The sequence below is a fragment of the Telmatobacter sp. DSM 110680 genome (genome assembly GCF_039994875.1).
Taxonomy (GTDB): domain Bacteria; phylum Acidobacteriota; class Terriglobia; order Terriglobales; family Acidobacteriaceae; genus Telmatobacter.
In genome coordinates this window covers 5,221,596-5,238,995 of the sequence record NZ_CP121196.1, presented here as the reverse complement: position 1 = coordinate 5,238,995, position 17,400 = coordinate 5,221,596, and the positions used below count along the sequence as shown (strand labels likewise).

Below are 17,400 nucleotides of genomic sequence, written 5' to 3'. Positions count from 1 at the left end.
AGGCTCTGCTTGGGCGGGAAAGCGCGATCTTACCTCCGGGGTGTGGCCTTACTCAACTACCTTCAGCGAAAGCATAAGGTCGAATGTGAATTTCGTGCCCGCGCGGAGAGTGCCCTTGGAATTGAAAGGGATCGGCGAAGTAGTTACGCGGTATGATCTGCCGTTCACAAACACCGAGTTCAATTCCATCTCCGTGCTGTTTTGCGATTTACTGCTTACGAATCCGGCTCCGGCCGCGCCTGACGGTATTACGACCATTCCATCCACTGTTACCGGCTCAGTGAACGTAACTGTGAACCCTTCGCCGCTTTTTACCGTCCTTGCGCTTACAACTTGATCCAACTTCACGGTCAGCGGAGTCGTCGCCGGGATCGTTATCTTGTTGTGCGCTCCGGTCGTGACTGCAGGCCCTGACTCCGCCGTCACACTCAAAACTGTGCAGCCCATCAGGGCGATTGCAAGGGGCAACGTCCACAAAGTCCTCATATTGATCTCCCGAGCCTCGACTACCCAGCGCGAAAAGCAGAGTTGACCAAAGGTCAATCGAGCTGTGAACCCAATGGAAGCATCCCTCCAAATCCGATTGCAATGTAACTTTCGTCTGTGCTACCTTCCGGTTGTACCTCGGCAGTCCGCCACGGGCGGACTCTACCTGCACTCTCCCGCCTGAGGGATTGCGGATGGAGGCGTATCAGACGCCCGGGAGAGGTGTGGCCTGCGCATGGCATTCGCTTTACCTTTCCTTTAAATTCACGCATCCCAAATCATGAGGAGAGAAGGATGAGCGAACCCGCCCAGCACCACGCCATCAACTACATCGAATTCACCACCACCGACATCGCCGGCACCAGGGCGTTCTACGAAAAAGCTTTCAGCTGGAACTTTCAGGAATACGGCCCCGACTACATCGCCTTCGACCGGGACCACGCCGGCATCGACGGCGGGTTCCGCAAAGGTGAACCCACGCAGAGCCAAAGCGACACTGCTCCCCTGGTGGTTCTTTATTCTCAGGAACTGAAAGCCACGCAGGATGCAATCATCGCAGCGGGTGGTTCTATCGTCGTCCCCACCTTCGACTTCCCCGGCGGCAAGCGATTCCACTTCTCCGACGGCCAAGGCAACATCCTGGCCGTCTGGTCCGAATAAACCACTACTCTTTCAATGATCAACAAGAAAATGCCCCGGGAGCCAAGATCCCGGGGCATTTTCCGATCACTGTTCACTGATCACTGACCACTTGCTTTAATTCAACTCCGGTGCCGGCAGCGCCTTCCTCTTTCTAAGCTCCTCGCGCACCAGAGACAGCCCCAGGATGCAGCGCTCAAATCCATCCGACAACCGCGCAAACAAGGGAGCTTCCTTCTCGTACTCAAACATGTTGAACTGGCTGACGATGAAGTAGCTCTCTTTACCCGCGTGGATTAGCTCCGACAAACTGGGATGCGGTGCACGCCGCCGTGCCCCCGGAACATTCGCCTCCGGATACATCCCGCCCACAAACAGCGCGTAGTCGCCAATATATTTGCGCATGGCACGCTCCGCGTCGAACGAAGGCGCGGTGCCATTCACCGGATCGGCGGCCAGCACCATCGCTTCCAGTTCCTCGATCGGATGGCCCTCGGCGTCCCGAACCTGGTAGAGCCTGTCAGTCTGTGAAAATTCGCAGAGAAGGTGCGCTACATACCCAGTCACGTCAGGATCGTGCAATCCCAATTTGCCTTCGTAGCTGTTGCGGACTACCTGCTGGAAAAACGGCTTGAGCGGATGCGTCTGGTTCTCCATACAAACCTCCCCTGATGCACTTGCGCGCAATCGGCACTGCTTTGTGTGCAGTGGCCGGTCAGCTCTTGTAGTGCAGCCGGGAAAGCCAGCCACCACCCATTTACATAGTGTTGACACCGAGATTAGCGGAAATGTTGCTCGATCGAAAGATGGGGAATCAAACTAGTTGGCAGTTTGGGGCTTCAATTGCAACGCCTCGAAGCGCATTTCGTTGACCCCAGGGACATTGTGCCTGTCCCCGGGGCACCGAACCACCTCTCACCGTTATAGGAACGCTATCTCTCTAGGAATATGGCTAATGTACAGGTGCGGGTGGATTGATTGCGCGCCACAAATCCCGGCGCGCAATAGCAAGTCCAAGAATGCAATGCTCAAAAACATTCGAAAGCTGCCCATACAGCGGAGCTTCCTTTTCGTATTCAAATACGTTGAACTGGCTTACGACGTAGTAGCTCTCTTTGCCCACTCGGATAAGATCGGCCAACGTAGGCTTCTTCGAATCACTGTTCGGATCTGACTCAATCGCCTCCGGGCACATCCCCGCCAAAAAAAGCGCATAGTCGCCGATGTATTTGCGGATCGAGCGCTCAGCGATGAATGACCGTGCTGTGCCGAGAATCGGATCGGAGGCGCGTACCATCTCCTCCAGTTTCTCGATCGGGCGGCCCTTAGCGTCCCTCAGCCGAAACAGATTCTCTGATTCTGCGAAGTCGCATAGCATGTGCGAGACGTAGCCGGTAATCTCAGGCGAAAGCCCAAGCCGGCCTTCATAGCTATTGCGAACGGCCTGATGAAAGAACGGTTCGAGCGGATGAGTCTGCACCTGCATACGTAGCCCCAAGTAAGCGCAAGGCTGGGAAACGAGATGGTCCGAATGCAACGTGCGCAGTCCGGAATATACGCCCGGCCAGTGCTGAATTTGTCTTGCGTTGAAATGAACTTTAGACGAATTGTAGCACCGACGATGTGAGGTAAATCACCCCGTGCGCAGCACGCCATCCATTGGTAACTAGGGCCCCTTTGACTGGGAAAAATCACGAACCCCGCGAACCAAAATCAATCTAAAACACGCATTCCATGCGATAAAAAGCGCCAATAGAATTAAGCTTCTTTTGGGTCAACTTACTCCGACTGTGCGCCTACATTTCTTTGGTACCTAATCAGTCTTCGCAAATTTGTCGGTCGGCGATGCAGGCCCCGCCGACTTCGGTTAGGGTCGATGTAGTGCATGTGTTGTGTAGTGTTGGAAAGAAAAGTAAGACCAAGAGCCCACCCGAGAGGTGGGCTCTTCAATTTGGCTCCTGCTCATTCATGTATGCGCGTAGAACCCACTCCGGCCCGATCAGAGTCCGCAGCCTATTCGTGGGACCGCCCATTCGAGCGCATCTGCTCCAGCAGTACCGTCGGGTGCACCGGTTTGGCCAGAATTTCGAAATTATGGCCTTGCGCCGCGGCAGCCGCCAGCAACGCTGTCGTATCGTTGTTGCCGGAGATGAGAAGAATGCGGCACTGCGGCAAAACCTGTCGGATCGCGATTGCCGCTTCAATGCCACTCATACCCTCCATCATCACGTCGGTCACGAGGTGGTCAAAGGTTCCGGTACGAGCAAGTTCCAAACCTTGCTCGCCGCTATACGCTACCGTCGCTGTGAACCCGCTGATGTTGAGAACCATCGCCAACGTATCGGCGTGAATCGGATCGTCATCGATAATGAGGACTTTGGGCTTGATGGTTTCCATAGAGGATGCACGCTATTAGCCAACTAAACCCCAGTGGGGCCGGAATTATGCTAGCAAAGAAGGGCTGCGAGTCAATGTTCCGCGGGGAACCCATGACCTTGTTGTTTCTCTGAGACCTCCGCAGTGTGCGACAACTTCTCTCAGTTCTGTGTGGCTCGCCGTTCGCTCACTCACAATGCGGGCGAATGACGCCCATTGTGGCGAGAGATATCTTTTGGAAGATGAATGATTGGTCCTGAAATCCCTCACCGTTCGACGCGATCATACGGAGTTAATCTGATGGTATTCAACACGATCCGAAGGCGCGAGCGTTTCGAGATCGTTCGTCGCCCGCTGCATCGTAGATCTCAAGAAATCCACGGATTGCGGAGCCACGCCCGTGTTTTCGTAGTACTCGATCAACCAGGCGCATCTCTCGATAACGTCGAGGAGTGCTTCGCGTTGCAGCGGGTTGATCATGGTCCAACTCCGATCAGATGACGCAAGCAAATTGGAGGAGTGACCAAACAATACAACTGGAAGCAAAAAAGCACAAGACCGGTGGGCGCGTAAATCTTGAGTACGCAATAAGTTATGTCCGATATTAGACATACTTAGATCTGGGGACGAGACTGTTGCCGAAGCAGCAAAAAGGGCAGCCCGCAATGGGCTACCCTCTCGAAGGTTCGCAACTCGGTGTCAGACAGCTGCCGGCGCGCGCGACTCCAACTCCGCAAGTCGTTTCGCCAGCAACTTCTCAAGATTTACCAGTGCTGCAGAGAATCCGTCAATTCCTTCCTTCAGTTTGTCCGTCGCCATGCGATCTTCCGCATGCATCTTCTTGAACGCTGCCTTGTCCACCACGATGCGTTCAATCTGCATGGATTTGGCGGCCGCCGGATCGAGTTTCCGCGGAAGGTCTCCCTCTGTCTTTTCCAACTCCGCCAGCAGTTGCGGCGAAATCGTCAGCAGATCGCAGCCTGCCAACTCTTTGATCTCCCCAATGTTGCGGAAGCTCGCACCCATGACCTGCGTCTTGTATCCAAACTTCTTGTAGTAGTTGTAGACCTTGGTCACGGACTGCACGCCCGGATCATCGGCACCCTGGTAGTCCTTGCCGGTGTCCTTCTTGTACCAGTCGAGAATGCGCCCTACGAATGGCGACACCAGCGTTGCGCCCGCTTCCGCAGCGGCGACGGCCTGGTGAATCCCGAACAGCAGTGTCAGGTTGCAGTGGATGCCTTCTTTCTCCAGCACCTCGGCTGCGCGAATACCTTCCCAGGTCGAAGCGATCTTTACCAAGACGTGATCGCGTCCAATCTTGGCCTTGTCATACTGCGCAATAATGCTGCGCGCCTGTGCAATGGTCGCCTCGGTGTCGTAAGAGAGCCGTGCATCCACTTCGGTCGATACACGGCCCGGCACAATCGCCAGAATCTTCTTGCCGAACGCGACTGCCAATCCTTGAAATGCCAGGTTGGCAACATCCTTGTCGCTTGCACTGTCGCCCAATTCCTTTTTCGCATCCATGATGACGCTGTCCACGATTGGCTGGTACTGCGGCATCTGCGCCGCCGTCGTAATCAGTGACGGATTGGTCGTCGCATCCGTGGGACGGAATTTCTCCATCGCTTCAATGTCGCCGGTATCAGCAACTACCGTCGTGTAGTTACGCAATTGTTCAAGCAGATTCTGTGGCATTTTTCCTCCAGGGAAGGGACCCCGGCGCGTTACAAAGCGCTGGGCTCCAGTGTACCGCTCTTTAGGATGCTCATGCACCCCTGCGAGTTTCGTTGCGAACAACCTATTCCATCGAATGCAACTTCTTGATGAATCGAGAACCCTTACAGACGTTTGTTGCGATTTTCATGTGAACCGGCGGCTAAGATGACTGCCAATGGCATTTTTCAACGATCTTGATTTCTTAGCCGGGTCTGCCGTATTTGTGGCAATTGTTGCCTCGTGCTTTGTAACAATTGCCAACTTGCAGGACTGGCGGAATGACCTGAAGATCGAGGTCGACGGCAGGGCTACGTTGATCACGTTTTTCGGGATTGCATTCCTTGTAGGCGCCATCAGTTCCTATTCGCCCAACGCGAATGCGCCACGCAGAACGGTAGAAGGCATAGCCCGCTTTGTCGCCGAGTCGCATGGCAGACACCAGTTCGACGAGTACATCTGTGCCAGCAGTTGCCAATTGACCGGCGGCTATGCCTTGGATCTCCGCGACAGGGCCTCAAACTATGTCCGCATCGGCTCGAGATATGTGTTCACCTATTTAGAGAAGCCTGTAGGCGGAGCCTTCAGCGGTATTTCACTCCGGGTCATTGCAATATCGGAGCCAGATTCCGGCCGAGTGCTCTATGCTCTCGATCTGACCAATCATCCTTATAGAATCGCCGCTTATCTGCTCGACTTTACACTGGTGGTCAGCGCCGGCCTTCTTGGCGGCTTCCTAAATCGCACCCGTCGTCTGCATGCCACTACCTCGAACGAGGAGCCAGATGAAAGCGAGGTGTCGACTCAGGGAGATGGGCCGATCTCCCTGGGGCTGGAATCAAAAGACGCGAGTTGATCGTTTATCTCAACCCGCCGCAAATGTGTTGCTCAGCACGCCCACGCCGTCGATTGATACATCCACGCGATCCCCCGCCTTCAGCGGCCCCACGCCGGCCGGAGTTCCGGTCAGCAGCAGATCACCCGCTTCAAGCGTAATCGCCGCAGTAATGTACCGGAGCAGCTCTGGAATCGAGAAAATAAAATCCAGCGTCGACCCGTGCTGCCGCAGTTCGCCGTTCACACGCGTCTCCACGGTGAGCCCCTTCTCAGGATCAACGTCCCCGCTTACCACCGGCCCAACCGCGCAGAACGTGTCGAATCCCTTGGCACGCGTCCACTGCCCATCCTTCTTCTGCAGATCCCGCGCCGTCACATCATTCGCAATGGTGTAACCGCGAACATAACTCCGCCAATCTGCAGCCGCCGCCAGTTTGCTCGCCCGTTTGCCGATCACCAGCGCCAACTCGCCTTCAAAATCGACGCGCTCCGATTCCGGTGGCATCAGCACGGTGCCCTTGTGCACCAGTAACGATGAAGGAGGCTTGAAAAAAAGCAGCGGCTCCGCAGGAACTTCATTTCCCAGTTCCTTGGCATGATCGCGATAGTTACGGCCGACGCAAATGATTTTCGAAGGCGTCACTGGCGCCAGCAGCTCTGCTTCGCCGAGTGCCATGGGCTCAAAGTCAAATCCCGCCGGATCGATCACCAATTCCTTCGCCGCCAATGCCCGGGCATGCGCCAGGTGGAATGCAAGATCCTCCTCCGGGGCCGCCGCCAGATCCACAATCCAAGGCTCTCCTCCGCGATCCTCCACCTTGCCGTACAGGATCTGGTTTTCAAAACGAAAACGGCAATACTTCATTGTTTCTCCTCACGCACTAGCCTATTGCTTCGGAACCGTCTCTTGCGCCTCATCCGACCGGTCACTTTCATGCCCGCTTTTACTTAACGCGCTCACAGCATAATGATAAGTACGCCCGGCCTGAACCTGCGCATCATGGAACGCCGGTTCGATCGTCGGAGTCGAAGCGGAAATCCGCCCCCACTCCCCCTCGCCCTCACGCCGGTAAACCACATACCCAGCCAGATCCCCATCCGCATCCGGCTGCCAGCTAAGGTCGATCGCGGCCGCTTCGCCGTTCGCTCCAGCAGTCGCTACCGCCGCGAGTCCCGTCGGCACACTCGGAGGAAACACGTCCTTCGCTTCGACTTCAACCGCTGCTGAGAACGCACCCGCCAGTTCCAGCGTTTTTCCATCCACAGTCACGCGACTCACCCGCTGCGCGCGGTACACATAGCTCTCGCCCAGATGAGCGCTCTTGTCGAACGCACGCCCTTGCTCCGCACCTTCTTCAACAAGCAGCGTCTCCTTCGCAGCTTCACTAGGCGCAGCAAAGGGTCCACGCTGCGGCTTGTCCGCCGACGGACTCGTCAGTGTTCGCTCCAGTCTTACTGCGTAGTTCTGACCCTGTTTGCCATCTGTCGACCAACTCAACACAACGCCCTGTTTCCGCACTTCTGCCTTGAGGCCTTCAACCGCGCGTGGCGCCTCGCCGGCCAGCACCGTCGCCGCGTTCGACAGCCCCGCCGATCTCCCCCTCCTGTTTCGCAACTCCACAAAGTAAGCGACCGGCCTCGCAGAGCCCATCGCCAGTGGACTGGGCAATGTCTCTGTAAAACTTCCCGCCTTACCGGGCGCGACCATTACTTCGCTTCCCACGGGATCGCAAGCTCCACTTCCCTCGCGCCTGCAGATCCGCGCCGCCACATCCGTTTTGATTGATGTCTTATCGGTATTGCGCTTGGGCATCGTCCAGGTAAGCGCCACCTCGTTGCCGGTCCGATTCGCCGCCAGATCCATCACCGGATCCGCCAGGTTCAGCGATGGAGGCTGTGGTGCACCGGGAGTGCCGCATCCTGAAAGCAGCGCGCACAACATCACTGCCATTGCCGCCCAACCCTTTCGCTCCATTGAATTCACGCCTTCCAGTCTACTAGGCAGCTCAGGATTGCAATTTCGCTTTCGCAGCGGCTTAAAACTGATAGACTCTGACGACTGAACTCCGCACCTTCCCTAACGAAAGTCCAAAGAAGAGGTCGCTTATGAAGTTCATCGTGTCGTGGAAAATTCCTAAAGGTTCTGTTGCAGACTCAGAAGCTCGTTTTCTGAAGACCGGCGCACCGCCGCCCGAAGGCGTCAAGATGATTGGACGCTGGCACGGTCTAAGTGGCGGTGGCGTCCTGATCGCCGAGACTGACGACGGGAAAGCACTGTACGCATGGTTGGCCTTTTGGAACGACCTGCTGGAGTTTCAGACAACTCCCTGCGTGGAAGACGCTGAGGCCGGCGAAGTAATGGCGACGTTAAAGCGCTGATAACTCGTTCAACGGCGCAACAAGGCCCTGACGAATAGATTGCAGGTCAACACGCGGTGCGATGTCGTTCCGTGTGTGCGGAGAACTGTTGCCCGCCGAAAGGGTATTTCGAATCACTCACCCATCACCCCCGCCGCTGAGCCTTAAATCGCCGCGCTTTCATCCGGTTCCCGCAGATCTTCATATCGCACCATCGCCGCGTATGGTTCTTGCTGGTGTCGAGAAACAGCCACCGGCACTCAGCATTCCCGCACTCACGCAGTTTATGCATCTCGTCTGAAGTCATAAGGTCCTCAAATTTCAGCGAAAGCATCCACAGTGGCAACTCCGCCGGGGCAGGGGACTGGCTTAATTCCCACGCAAGCTTCTCCCCATCCCACAAGAGCCGCTCATATTCCCGCGCTTCTCGAAAACATTTCTCCAGCACTTTCATTGAAGACGCGGAGGGACCAACGCCTTCCAGCGCCGCATATAAAACCTCCGCCGCAGCCTCCCGCAACTCCCGAACCGCAGCAACAACCTGGGCCGCCTTGCTTTCATTCACATTGCGAACCAACCGCCGCCCCACCGCATCACTCAACAAGCTGCATTGCACCGAGAATTGCACAAGGTCGTAGTAGTCTTGCAGCAATTCCTCGGGCGGCGGTCCATTGCGAAACCGCCAATCTAAGGTGTTCACTAGGTCAAGCGCAGGACTGCCGCCGATCAACTCGAAACTTTTCTTGTCCCTGCGAGCGCCTGTCCCATTTGCCGTACCGTCTATCACGGATAACCCCTCAAAATATCTTGACAGGTTAGCTTGGTAATGTAAACATAGTAACCAGTCATGAGTGATTCAGTGGTTAGCATTCCCCTACTTGACAGCGCAGAACGATCGCAGAAGATTCGCACGATCCTTGCCTTCTTCGCGATCTACATCCTCTGGGGCACGACCTTTCTCGCCATCCGCGTTGCCGTCGAGGAACTTCCCCCGCTCTTCGCTGCCGGAGCACGTTTCTTCACCGCCGGCATCGTTCTCTACGCTTTCATGCGCTTCAAGGGAGAAACCGCTCCGACCGCAAAACAGTGGCGCAGTCTCGGCATCATGGCTCTCCTCATGTTCGTTGCCGAATACGGTCCGCTCTTCTGGGCAGAGAAGTACGTGCCCTCCGGCGTTGTCTCCGTGCTCGCCGCCACGCTGCCCATCATCACCTTGATTCTGGAAATGCTCATCCTCCGCCAGCAGCGCATGCGGCCGATGCTCGCGACCGCAACAATCCTCGGCTTCGTCGGCGTTGCAGTTCTGCTGATTCCGGGCGGCAAACAACATCTCGCTCTCGTACCCTGTCTGGCCATCCTCGCCGGTGCCACCACCTGGTCTCTCGGCTCAGTTCTCACGCGCTCCATGAATCTACCCGCCTCGCGCCCTCTCACAGCGGGTGCAGCCATGATGTTGGGCGGTGCCATGCTCCTCGCCCTCTCCGCTGGATTCGGCGAGATGCATCCCTTCCCCCACATCACGCTGCGGGCTGCCGGCGCGCTGCTCTACCTCATCGTCTTCGGATCCCTGTTGGCCTTCACGGCTTTCGTATGGCTACTGGCGCGCATGCCCGCCACCCGCGTTGCCAGCCACGCCTATGTCAATCCCATCGTGGCCGTCGCGCTCGGCTACTTCATGGCCGGAGAAGTTATCACTGCCCGCATCCTTGCCGGCACCGCGCTGGTCCTCATCAGTGTCTTCCTGATTCTCCGCCGCAGCTGATCACCAGTAGCAACTGAGCACCAGTATTGGGTGCCCCAGGTCTCGCATCTGAGACCTGGGAAGCAAAGTTGAAGATGCAATGACAGTCCTGCTCCACATGCAGCATGTCGTTCGGGCAGTAGGCGCGCAAACTCTTGTTTTTCTGCAGCCCTCCGGGCCCCATGTCGTATCCTTGCCTACGATATTGAAAGGGACCCGGTTACGTGCTCATCTTTGCCGCAATTCTGGCCATCTTTGTCTACGGAATGATCGCCGCGATGTTGGGCACCATTCTGCCCGAACTCTCTGAGCGCTTCCATCTCACTCCCACGCAGAACGGCACCATCGCGCTGGTGCAGGCGCTCGGACTCATCATTGCCTCGCTCAGTGTCGGCCCGCTGCTCGATACCCAAGGCGACAAGATCGGCCTCGTCCTCGGCCTGTCGGCAATTGCCGCTGCCCTCTTTCTGCTGCCCCGGTCCCCGGGATTCAGCACGATTCTCCTTCTGCTGTTTCTTCTTGGTATGGGCGGAGGCATCGTGGTCACCGGTGCCAATGCGCTCGCCAACAGCGTCAGCGGAGAACACAGCGCCATCGCCCTGAACCTCGTCAACCTTTTCTTCGGGCTGGGCGGCCTCACCACGCCCTTCATCGCCGCCAATATCTTCAAGAAGAATTGGGTGCGTCTCTGCTACACCGTCGCCTCGCTCACCGTGGCCGCGCTGCTGGTGCAGGCATTTTCAAAGATGCCGCCACCAGCGGGAAACGCAAAATTTCTGCTCGCAGACGTAGGCCCCATTCTCGGACGCCCGCTGCTCTTCATGCTGGGCTTCTTTCTCTTCCTCTACATCACTTGCGAAGTCGGCGTGTGGAACTGGCTTCCGCGTCATCTAATCGCCCAGGGCATTCCTGAATCCCGCGCCCTCAACATCCTTTCTCTCGGATTCGCGCTCGGACTGCTCATCGGCCGCGTAGGTGTATCGCCCATCCTCGCTCATGTATCGCCGATCGACGTCACACTCGGCGCCTCCATCGCCATGGCCGTAACCACTTACCTGATGCTGCAGACCAACAAACCATCGATGGCGTTCGGATTGGTTTTCGTAGCCGGCCTATCCATGGCACCGGTATTTCCAACGACGCTTGCCATTACCGGCGCAGCCTTTCCGCGCATGACGGGAACCGCGCTCGGCTTCGTCATCACCTGCGGATGGGTCGGCCTGGCCGTCAGTTCCTGGATCATCGGCGCCATCGCTGGCGGCGATCCCAAACGGCTCAAGAAAGCTCTGTTGCTCTTTCCCGCTTCCGCAGTTCTGATGGTCGCGTTGAATCTGGCAATTCGTTCGGCATTGAAGTAGGCGATAGAATAGGGCTCATTCATGACAGCCAGCACATTTCCTGATTCCGTCGCGTCGTCTTCCGATAGCACTCGGCAGCGCTACAACCTTTTTCTCCTGCTCGTCGCCGGTCTCGGCGGCCTGCTCTACGGCATCGATGTCGGCATCATAGGCGGCGCGCTGCCCTATCTCGAGGCCACTTCGAAGCTCGACCCGTCGCAGCTCTCGATTATCGTTGCGGCTGTACTCCTCGGCTCCGTTTTCTCCACGCTCTTCGCCGGCCTCCTTGCCGACTGGATGGGCCGCAAGCCGCTTATGATTCTCAGCGGCACCGCATTCATCCTCAGCATCCCCGTCATCGCTCTCTCCCAGGGATACTCTTCGCTCTTCTTCGGACGACTCCTCCAGGGCATGAGCGGCGGCCTCATCGGCATCGTCGTCCCGCTCTACCTCGCCGAATGCCTGTCCGCATCCACCCGGGGTAAGGGAACCGGCGTCTTCCAATGGATGCTCACCTTCGGCATCGTCGTAGCCGCCCTCATCGGCATCTTCTTCAGTTACCGAGTCGAAGCCGTGGCCCGGCTAGGTGATGCAGCGGCGCTATACAACTTCAAGAACCACGCCTGGCGCAGCATCTTCTGGATGTCCATGCCTCCGGGAGTTCTCTTCGTACTCGGAGCCTTCCTCGTCACCGAATCGCCCCGCCTGCTCTATCGCCGCAACCAAATCGACAAGGCCCGCGCCGCCCTGCTCCGCTCCCGCTCCCCCGAACAGGCAACCATCGAGTTGCACGAAATCGAAGCCGCGTCAAAACCCGCCGCAGCTCCCGCCGGAGAAAAAGTCCGCACCTCGCTTCTCCGCCGCAAATACGTAATCCCCTTCCTGCTCGCCTGCCTCATCCTCGCCTGCAACACCGCCACTGGCATCAACTCCGTCATAGGATTCAACACCAATATTCTGATCCAGAGCGGACTCTCCGACCTCCAGGCCCATTGGGGATACGTCCTGCTCACCGCATTCAATTTCTGTTTCACAGCCATCGGCATGATGCTGGTCGATCGCAAGGGCCGCAAGTTCCTCTTCATTCTTGGCACCAGCGGAATCATCCTCTCCATGGCGGTTGTCGCCACACTGTTCCACCAGACCGAAAAGCAGAACATTGACTGTCGCGATCAGATCCAGGCCCTTGTCGGACCAGGCCAGGAACTGACGTTCCACTTCGACAGCGCCGAAGCCAGGCGGCTTCTCACCGCGCAATCTTCGACGGCCTCAGCAATCAACCCCGACCGCGCATCCTTCGCCATCATCTACTCCTATGGCGACTTCACCGGAACCACCAGCTACGCTCGCTCTGACGATCCCGCCGCGCCCTCGCTCTCTGTCACGCGTGCCGCTGCCGTGCCCGCCAACAAGGTCCAGGCCCTGTTTCAAAATCCCTTTGGCAACTACGAAGGCGCTACCACTGCTCCCCTCAAAATAGACAAGGCCATCCTTGGCCCAGTTCCACAGGAGAGCCACGGTTGGCTCGTCGCCTTATTCATCTACATGTTCATTGCCTTCTACGCCACTGGACCGGGGGTCTGCGTCTGGCTCGCGCTATCCGAGCTCATGCCCACGCGTATCCGCTCCAACGGAATGAGCATCGCCCTCGTCATTAATCAGCTGGTATCGGCAATCCTGCAGGCCATCTTCCTGCCCTTCGTCGCCAAACATAACTACTCGTCCATGTTCTTCATGTTTGCCGGATTCACGGTGATCTACTTCCTGGCCGCAACCTTCCTGCTGCCCGAGACCAAGGGCAAAACGCTCGAGGAGATTGAAGCGCACTTCGAAGGGCGCAGCGCGCACTAACCTCTCGTCGTCGCGCAAAGTTCGTATCAGGGTTTACGCTTCAATCACAGCCTTAGAAAGATTCCGCGGCCGGTCCACGTTGACGCCGCGCTCCAGTGCCATCGCGTAGCTGAAAAGCTGTAGCGGAATCACCTCGGAAACCGGCAGCAGGTGCTCGCTCCCTGGCTCCACAAAAACGCAGTCCGTAACCAGCGCTGGAACCTCGTGATCGCCCGTATTGGCAATCGCAATCACCCGCGCACCCTGCTTCTTCATATCGTCAAGCAGTTGCAACGTCTTCTCGTAGCGCAGAATGGAGTCGTCAACGTTTCGATCCACTGTAGCCAGCGCCACCAGCGGCACGTGCTCGCCCACCAGCGCATTCGGCCCGTGTTTCAACTCTCCCGTGGGGTACCCCTCGGCCTGCACATACGAGGACTCCTTCATCTTCAGCGCGCCTTCTCGTGCAATTGCGTAATGCACTCCGCGACCCAGATAGAGGAAGCTCTCGGCATCGTTGTATTTCGCAGCCAGCGCCGTCATCCGTTCGCGCCAGCCCTCAAGCTGCCGTTCAATCACGCCCGGCAAAGCACAAAGCTCAGCAACACGCGCACCAAATTGAGCCTTGTCAAAGACGCCAAGCTTGCTGCCCTCAAACAGCGCCAGCAAATAGAGCGCCGTCAGTTGGCAGGTGAAGCTCTTCGTAGCCGGAATGGCCAGCTCCTTCCCTGCAGCCAGCGGCATCGCGGCCCCGGCCTCGCGCAGCATCGTGCTCCCGATGACATTGGCAATCGCCAGCGTCTGCTCTCCACGATCCTTGGCAAACCGCAGCGCAGCCAAAGTATCCGAAGTCTCGCCCGACTGTGAAATCACCAGCACCGAAGGACGTCGCGGATTTACGGCTGGGCGGCAGCTGTACTCGCTCGCATACTCCACATCCACGGCCAGACCGCAAAGGTCTTCAAAGATGATCTCCGCCGCCAGCCCCGCATGGCGGCTCGATCCGCTCGCGGCAATCAGCACCTCACCGCGCTCATTCAGCCAATTCCCATAAGGAGCAAACGCCTCAGTCTTCAGGTTCTCGCCGTCGAGGTAAAGATCGAGGGTCCGCCGAATCGCAGCGGGTTGTTCAAAGATTTCACGGAGCATGGCATGAGGAAATTCGTTCACGAAGTCTGGGCCTTTCCTGCACATGGCAGCAAGTTACGTTTACCAATTCAATTTTATCGCCCGCTTCTCCCCACGCCGCCCCCGAACCGAGCCTGCTCTTCTTTGAGCGTTCCTGGGTGCTGCGGAAATAGTTTGGTCCCCATACAACGGACCAAATACTTTTCCGCATCTAGCCCGCTCAGACCCTCGCAACCCCCTGGCGAGTACTCGGGCCCGGTGTCTCGATGTCGCTGCCCCCAAAGGTGAATTCGATGAGCGTATGCCTCTTGGTTTTCCGGAGGCATTGCGCCTCCATCTTTGTGTTGTCCCTGGTAATCTTCACCCTCAACCTCTAACGCCTCTCCCAGGCGCAGAACTCCGCCGTAAATTTTACTGATTCGCAACCCGTTCCGTTGGCCAACGCGTGCGACGGAGCTTTCACCGGCCATTTCCACAAGAGCACGCAACTGGACTTCATGACCACCTGCAGTCCCAACTTTCCTCCTGGCTCGAATCCTAATAACACAGTCTTGCTTAACCAGAGCAACGGCACCTTCAAGGCGGTGGAGGATACGGCCATCGACAACAGTGCTGTTCCCGTGCTCTCAGTCGATATGAATGGGGATGGCTATTCCGACTTGATTCTCCACCAGGCCTACGGATCACCGATCATAGGCGTGCAATTAAGTAATGGCGACGGCACATTCAAAGCCCCGGTCTATTACACCCCGACGACGGTCAATGAAACTTCAGTCTTCCTGGCCGCAGCGGCGGGAGACTTCAACGGCGACGGTAAAACCGATGTCGCGATCGTTACGTTGACCCCTCCGACCTTGCCGGGCTTGGCAAACACGAACACCCTCACAATCTTTTTGAATACCGGCAGCGGCGGCCTGAAACAAGCGGCGAGTTACGCCCTCGATGCCACCTCGAGTACCGATGAACCTACCTTGCTGGTTGCGGGAAAACTCGATGCAAATAATGAAACTGACCTCGCCGTCATCCATCGCGGCAGCAACTCAGCTAAGGTAGCGACCTATTATGCAACCGGCGGAGGATCGTTCATCACTGGAACCTCGTTTACCGTCAACGGCGCCATCGATGCGGGCGTGATCGGCGAGTTCACGACGAGCGGGTCCGCAGACGTTGCACTCACCACGTCCAAGGGAATCCAGGTCTTCCTCGGATCTAGCAGTGGCAGTTTCACGGCGGCTCCCGTGACCGGGTATCCCCCTACAATTACGAACCCAACGAGCCTCGTAGTTGCTGATTTTGATAAAGACGGAAAAATGGATCTGGCAGCTTTAGGTGGCGCTCAAGTCCTCGTATTCTGGGGAGCCGGCAACGGAACGTTCTCGAGCAACAGTGCTCTCAGTCAATCGAATTCTTCCTCACTGATCGCCTCAGACATCAATGGCGACGGTTTGGCCGACTTGGCCGCGTCCGACGTTTCGGGGGTCATCCATATCTTTTCAAACCTTGGCGCTCGAAACTTCCGCAGCGCCCCGGCCACGAGCAATGCGAACGCTGCGGGCATCGTGACAGCGGACTTCAACAAGGACGGCAAGAAAGACGTAGCAGTGGTGAATACGCCAACGTGCAGTGCGCCCTGCAACGGCTCAGTGACCGTCGTTCCCGGTACCGGCGCAACCTATTTTGCCGCCGGCAAGAAGTACAACATCGGCATGCATGGCGCAGCAATTGCCGCCGGTGACCTCAACGGCGACGGCTTCCTGGATCTCGTCGTCACCGACGCTACAGCCGGCGATAACGCTGACACAAGCGTGCTGATGGGAACCTCGGGCGGAGGTTTCGCGTCGGCGAAAAACTACACGCTGGGGTCGTTGAGCAATGTCGCTTACCTCGTAGATATGAATGGCGACGGCAAACTCGACCTGGTGGAAGCGGGCGGTGTCGCGCTGGGGAAAGGCGATGGAACGTTTGGTCCCTTGATTCCTTTTCCTGACGGGATCGGCTTTGTCTCCTCAACCTCCGGATTCAACTTGTATCTCGGGGTTGGTCATTTCAATGCTGGCTCCACTCCGGATGTGGCGGTCGCGTATAACACACCGCAAAATGGTTGGGAAGTTTTCGCAATGATAGGCGACGGGACCGGGCATTTCACTGCTACTCAACTTGGCGGGACCGATGGGGTTCTTCAAACCGTCCAGGGCCTGACCGTTGGAAAGCTTAGAACCGGCGGCCCGGACGACATCGTCGTCGCCAACAGTGCAGCCGAATGCTGCGGCGCTGACGGCGGCGCCGTATTCTTTGGCGAACCGGTGATCTTCTTCGGCGATGGCACAGGCTCTTTCTCCGATGCCGCCTCGACAAGTCCTCAAACGGATGGCGCCGGCGTGGGAGGGGTCGTTATCGCAGACTTCAATCATGACGGTTTGCCTGATATCGGCATGGTGAGCGCTGACCAGTTTGGCGTCGCTCTGGGAATAGACGGCTTCAACTTTTCGACTCCTCAGGTCTTTTCTTCGACCAGCGGTCCGTTGCTCGGATCGTCGCCTGGACCACAGAACCAGGGCAATCTCGTGGTAGCGGACTTCAATGGCGATGGTTGGCCCGATGTGGTGACCTCAAACGTATACGGGATAACACGCCTCTACGATGTCCCGGTTCCCATGGTTTCTCCTGGAAGCCTCACTTGGGACGCGGGCGGCAGTCAGAAGATCACGATCAAAAATACAGTCTCGAGTTCGCAGGCGATTCAGATCGCACTTGCCGGGGTTTCGATGAAGTCTTTTGCGATAACCTCGAATACCTGCGGATCAACCTTGGCTGCCGGGGCGAGTTGCAGCGTCACCATCGAATACATTCCTGGGCAAGCGGGCACACCCTCAGCTTCGAACACCCTGTGGGTTCGATCTAACGGTGCATTCATCGTGCAAGTACAGCTTTCGGGAATGGCGGAATAGT

17 protein-coding genes are annotated in these 17,400 nt (G+C 57.2%); 7 read left to right on the top strand and 10 right to left on the bottom strand.

The annotated features are described in order from the left end of the window. Positions 1–48: 48 nt before the first annotated feature. The gene (locus P8935_RS21580) at positions 49–486 is read right to left on the bottom strand and encodes a hypothetical protein (protein WP_348262376.1); all 438 of its coding nucleotides are present in this window, start codon (positions 484–486) and stop codon (positions 49–51) included. A 294-nt stretch (positions 487–780) separates the two neighbouring features. On the opposite strand from P8935_RS21580, the gene P8935_RS21575 reads away from it, so the two are divergent. Further along, on the top strand, positions 781–1,146 hold the full coding sequence (locus tag P8935_RS21575) for a VOC family protein (protein ID WP_348262375.1): 366 nt from the start codon (positions 781–783) through the stop codon (positions 1,144–1,146). A 96-nt stretch (positions 1,147–1,242) separates the two neighbouring features. Here P8935_RS21575 and P8935_RS21570 read toward each other — a convergent pair whose 3' ends face one another. From P8935_RS21570 to P8935_RS21550, 5 genes are all read right to left on the bottom strand, one after another. Further along, the gene (locus P8935_RS21570; protein WP_348262374.1) at positions 1,243–1,782 is read right to left on the bottom strand and encodes a hypothetical protein; all 540 of its coding nucleotides are present in this window, start codon (positions 1,780–1,782) and stop codon (positions 1,243–1,245) included. Between the two features lie 295 nt (positions 1,783–2,077). Then, a complete protein-coding gene (locus P8935_RS21565; RefSeq protein ID WP_348262373.1) occupies positions 2,078–2,611 on the bottom strand; it encodes a hypothetical protein in 534 nt (177 codons plus the stop codon). Positions 2,612–3,138: 527 nt separating this feature from the next. Then, positions 3,139–3,522 carry a response regulator gene (locus tag P8935_RS21560; protein ID WP_348262372.1) on the bottom strand — a complete coding sequence of 128 codons (384 nt, stop codon included), beginning with the start codon at positions 3,520–3,522 and terminating at the stop codon, positions 3,139–3,141. 261 nt (positions 3,523–3,783) lie between these two features. Then, the gene (locus P8935_RS21555; protein WP_348262371.1) at positions 3,784–3,981 is read right to left on the bottom strand and encodes a hypothetical protein; all 198 of its coding nucleotides are present in this window, start codon (positions 3,979–3,981) and stop codon (positions 3,784–3,786) included. A gap of 219 nt (positions 3,982–4,200) precedes the next feature. Further along, positions 4,201–5,202, bottom strand: coding sequence for a transaldolase (locus P8935_RS21550; protein WP_348262370.1), 1,002 nt, complete (start codon positions 5,200–5,202; stop codon positions 4,201–4,203). A gap of 196 nt (positions 5,203–5,398) precedes the next feature. Between P8935_RS21550 and P8935_RS21545 the strand changes: the two genes are divergently transcribed. Beyond that, the gene (locus P8935_RS21545; RefSeq protein WP_348262369.1) at positions 5,399–6,076 is read left to right on the top strand and encodes a hypothetical protein; all 678 of its coding nucleotides are present in this window, start codon (positions 5,399–5,401) and stop codon (positions 6,074–6,076) included. Positions 6,077–6,085: 9 nt separating this feature from the next. Here P8935_RS21545 and P8935_RS21540 read toward each other — a convergent pair whose 3' ends face one another. Further along, entirely contained in the window at positions 6,086–6,922 is an 837-nt protein-coding gene (locus P8935_RS21540) for a fumarylacetoacetate hydrolase family protein (protein ID WP_348262368.1), read from the bottom strand. Positions 6,923–6,943: 21 nt separating this feature from the next. Then, positions 6,944–8,032: a fibronectin type III domain-containing protein gene (locus P8935_RS21535; RefSeq protein ID WP_348262367.1), complete on the bottom strand. Its 1,089-nt coding sequence runs from the start codon at positions 8,030–8,032 to the stop codon at positions 6,944–6,946. Positions 8,033–8,163: 131 nt separating this feature from the next. On the opposite strand from P8935_RS21535, the gene P8935_RS21530 reads away from it, so the two are divergent. Continuing rightward, on the top strand, positions 8,164–8,436 hold the full coding sequence (locus P8935_RS21530; RefSeq protein ID WP_348262366.1) for a DUF3303 family protein: 273 nt from the start codon (positions 8,164–8,166) through the stop codon (positions 8,434–8,436). Between the two features lie 124 nt (positions 8,437–8,560). Here P8935_RS21530 and P8935_RS21525 read toward each other — a convergent pair whose 3' ends face one another. After that, a complete protein-coding gene (locus tag P8935_RS21525) occupies positions 8,561–9,202 on the bottom strand; it encodes an ABATE domain-containing protein (RefSeq protein WP_348262365.1) in 642 nt (213 codons plus the stop codon). Between the two features lie 72 nt (positions 9,203–9,274). Between P8935_RS21525 and P8935_RS21520 the strand changes: the two genes are divergently transcribed. The 3 genes from P8935_RS21520 (at position 9,275) to P8935_RS21510 (ending at position 13,344) form a co-directional block, all read left to right on the top strand. Beyond that, positions 9,275–10,177 (top strand): EamA family transporter, encoded by a 903-nt coding sequence (locus tag P8935_RS21520; RefSeq protein WP_348262364.1) that lies wholly within the window; start codon positions 9,275–9,277, stop codon positions 10,175–10,177. Between the two features lie 203 nt (positions 10,178–10,380). Beyond that, entirely contained in the window at positions 10,381–11,514 is a 1,134-nt protein-coding gene (locus P8935_RS21515; RefSeq protein WP_348262363.1) for an MFS transporter, read from the top strand. Positions 11,515–11,535: 21 nt separating this feature from the next. Next, positions 11,536–13,344: an MFS transporter gene (locus P8935_RS21510; protein ID WP_348262362.1), complete on the top strand. Its 1,809-nt coding sequence runs from the start codon at positions 11,536–11,538 to the stop codon at positions 13,342–13,344. Positions 13,345–13,377: 33 nt separating this feature from the next. Here P8935_RS21510 and P8935_RS21505 read toward each other — a convergent pair whose 3' ends face one another. Continuing rightward, positions 13,378–14,493: an SIS domain-containing protein gene (locus P8935_RS21505; RefSeq protein ID WP_348262361.1), complete on the bottom strand. Its 1,116-nt coding sequence runs from the start codon at positions 14,491–14,493 to the stop codon at positions 13,378–13,380. Positions 14,494–14,948: 455 nt separating this feature from the next. Here P8935_RS21505 and P8935_RS21500 point away from each other — a divergent pair, with 455 nt between their 5' ends. Further along, entirely contained in the window at positions 14,949–17,399 is a 2,451-nt protein-coding gene (locus P8935_RS21500; RefSeq protein ID WP_348262360.1) for a VCBS repeat-containing protein, read from the top strand. Position 17,400 lies beyond the last annotated feature (1 nt).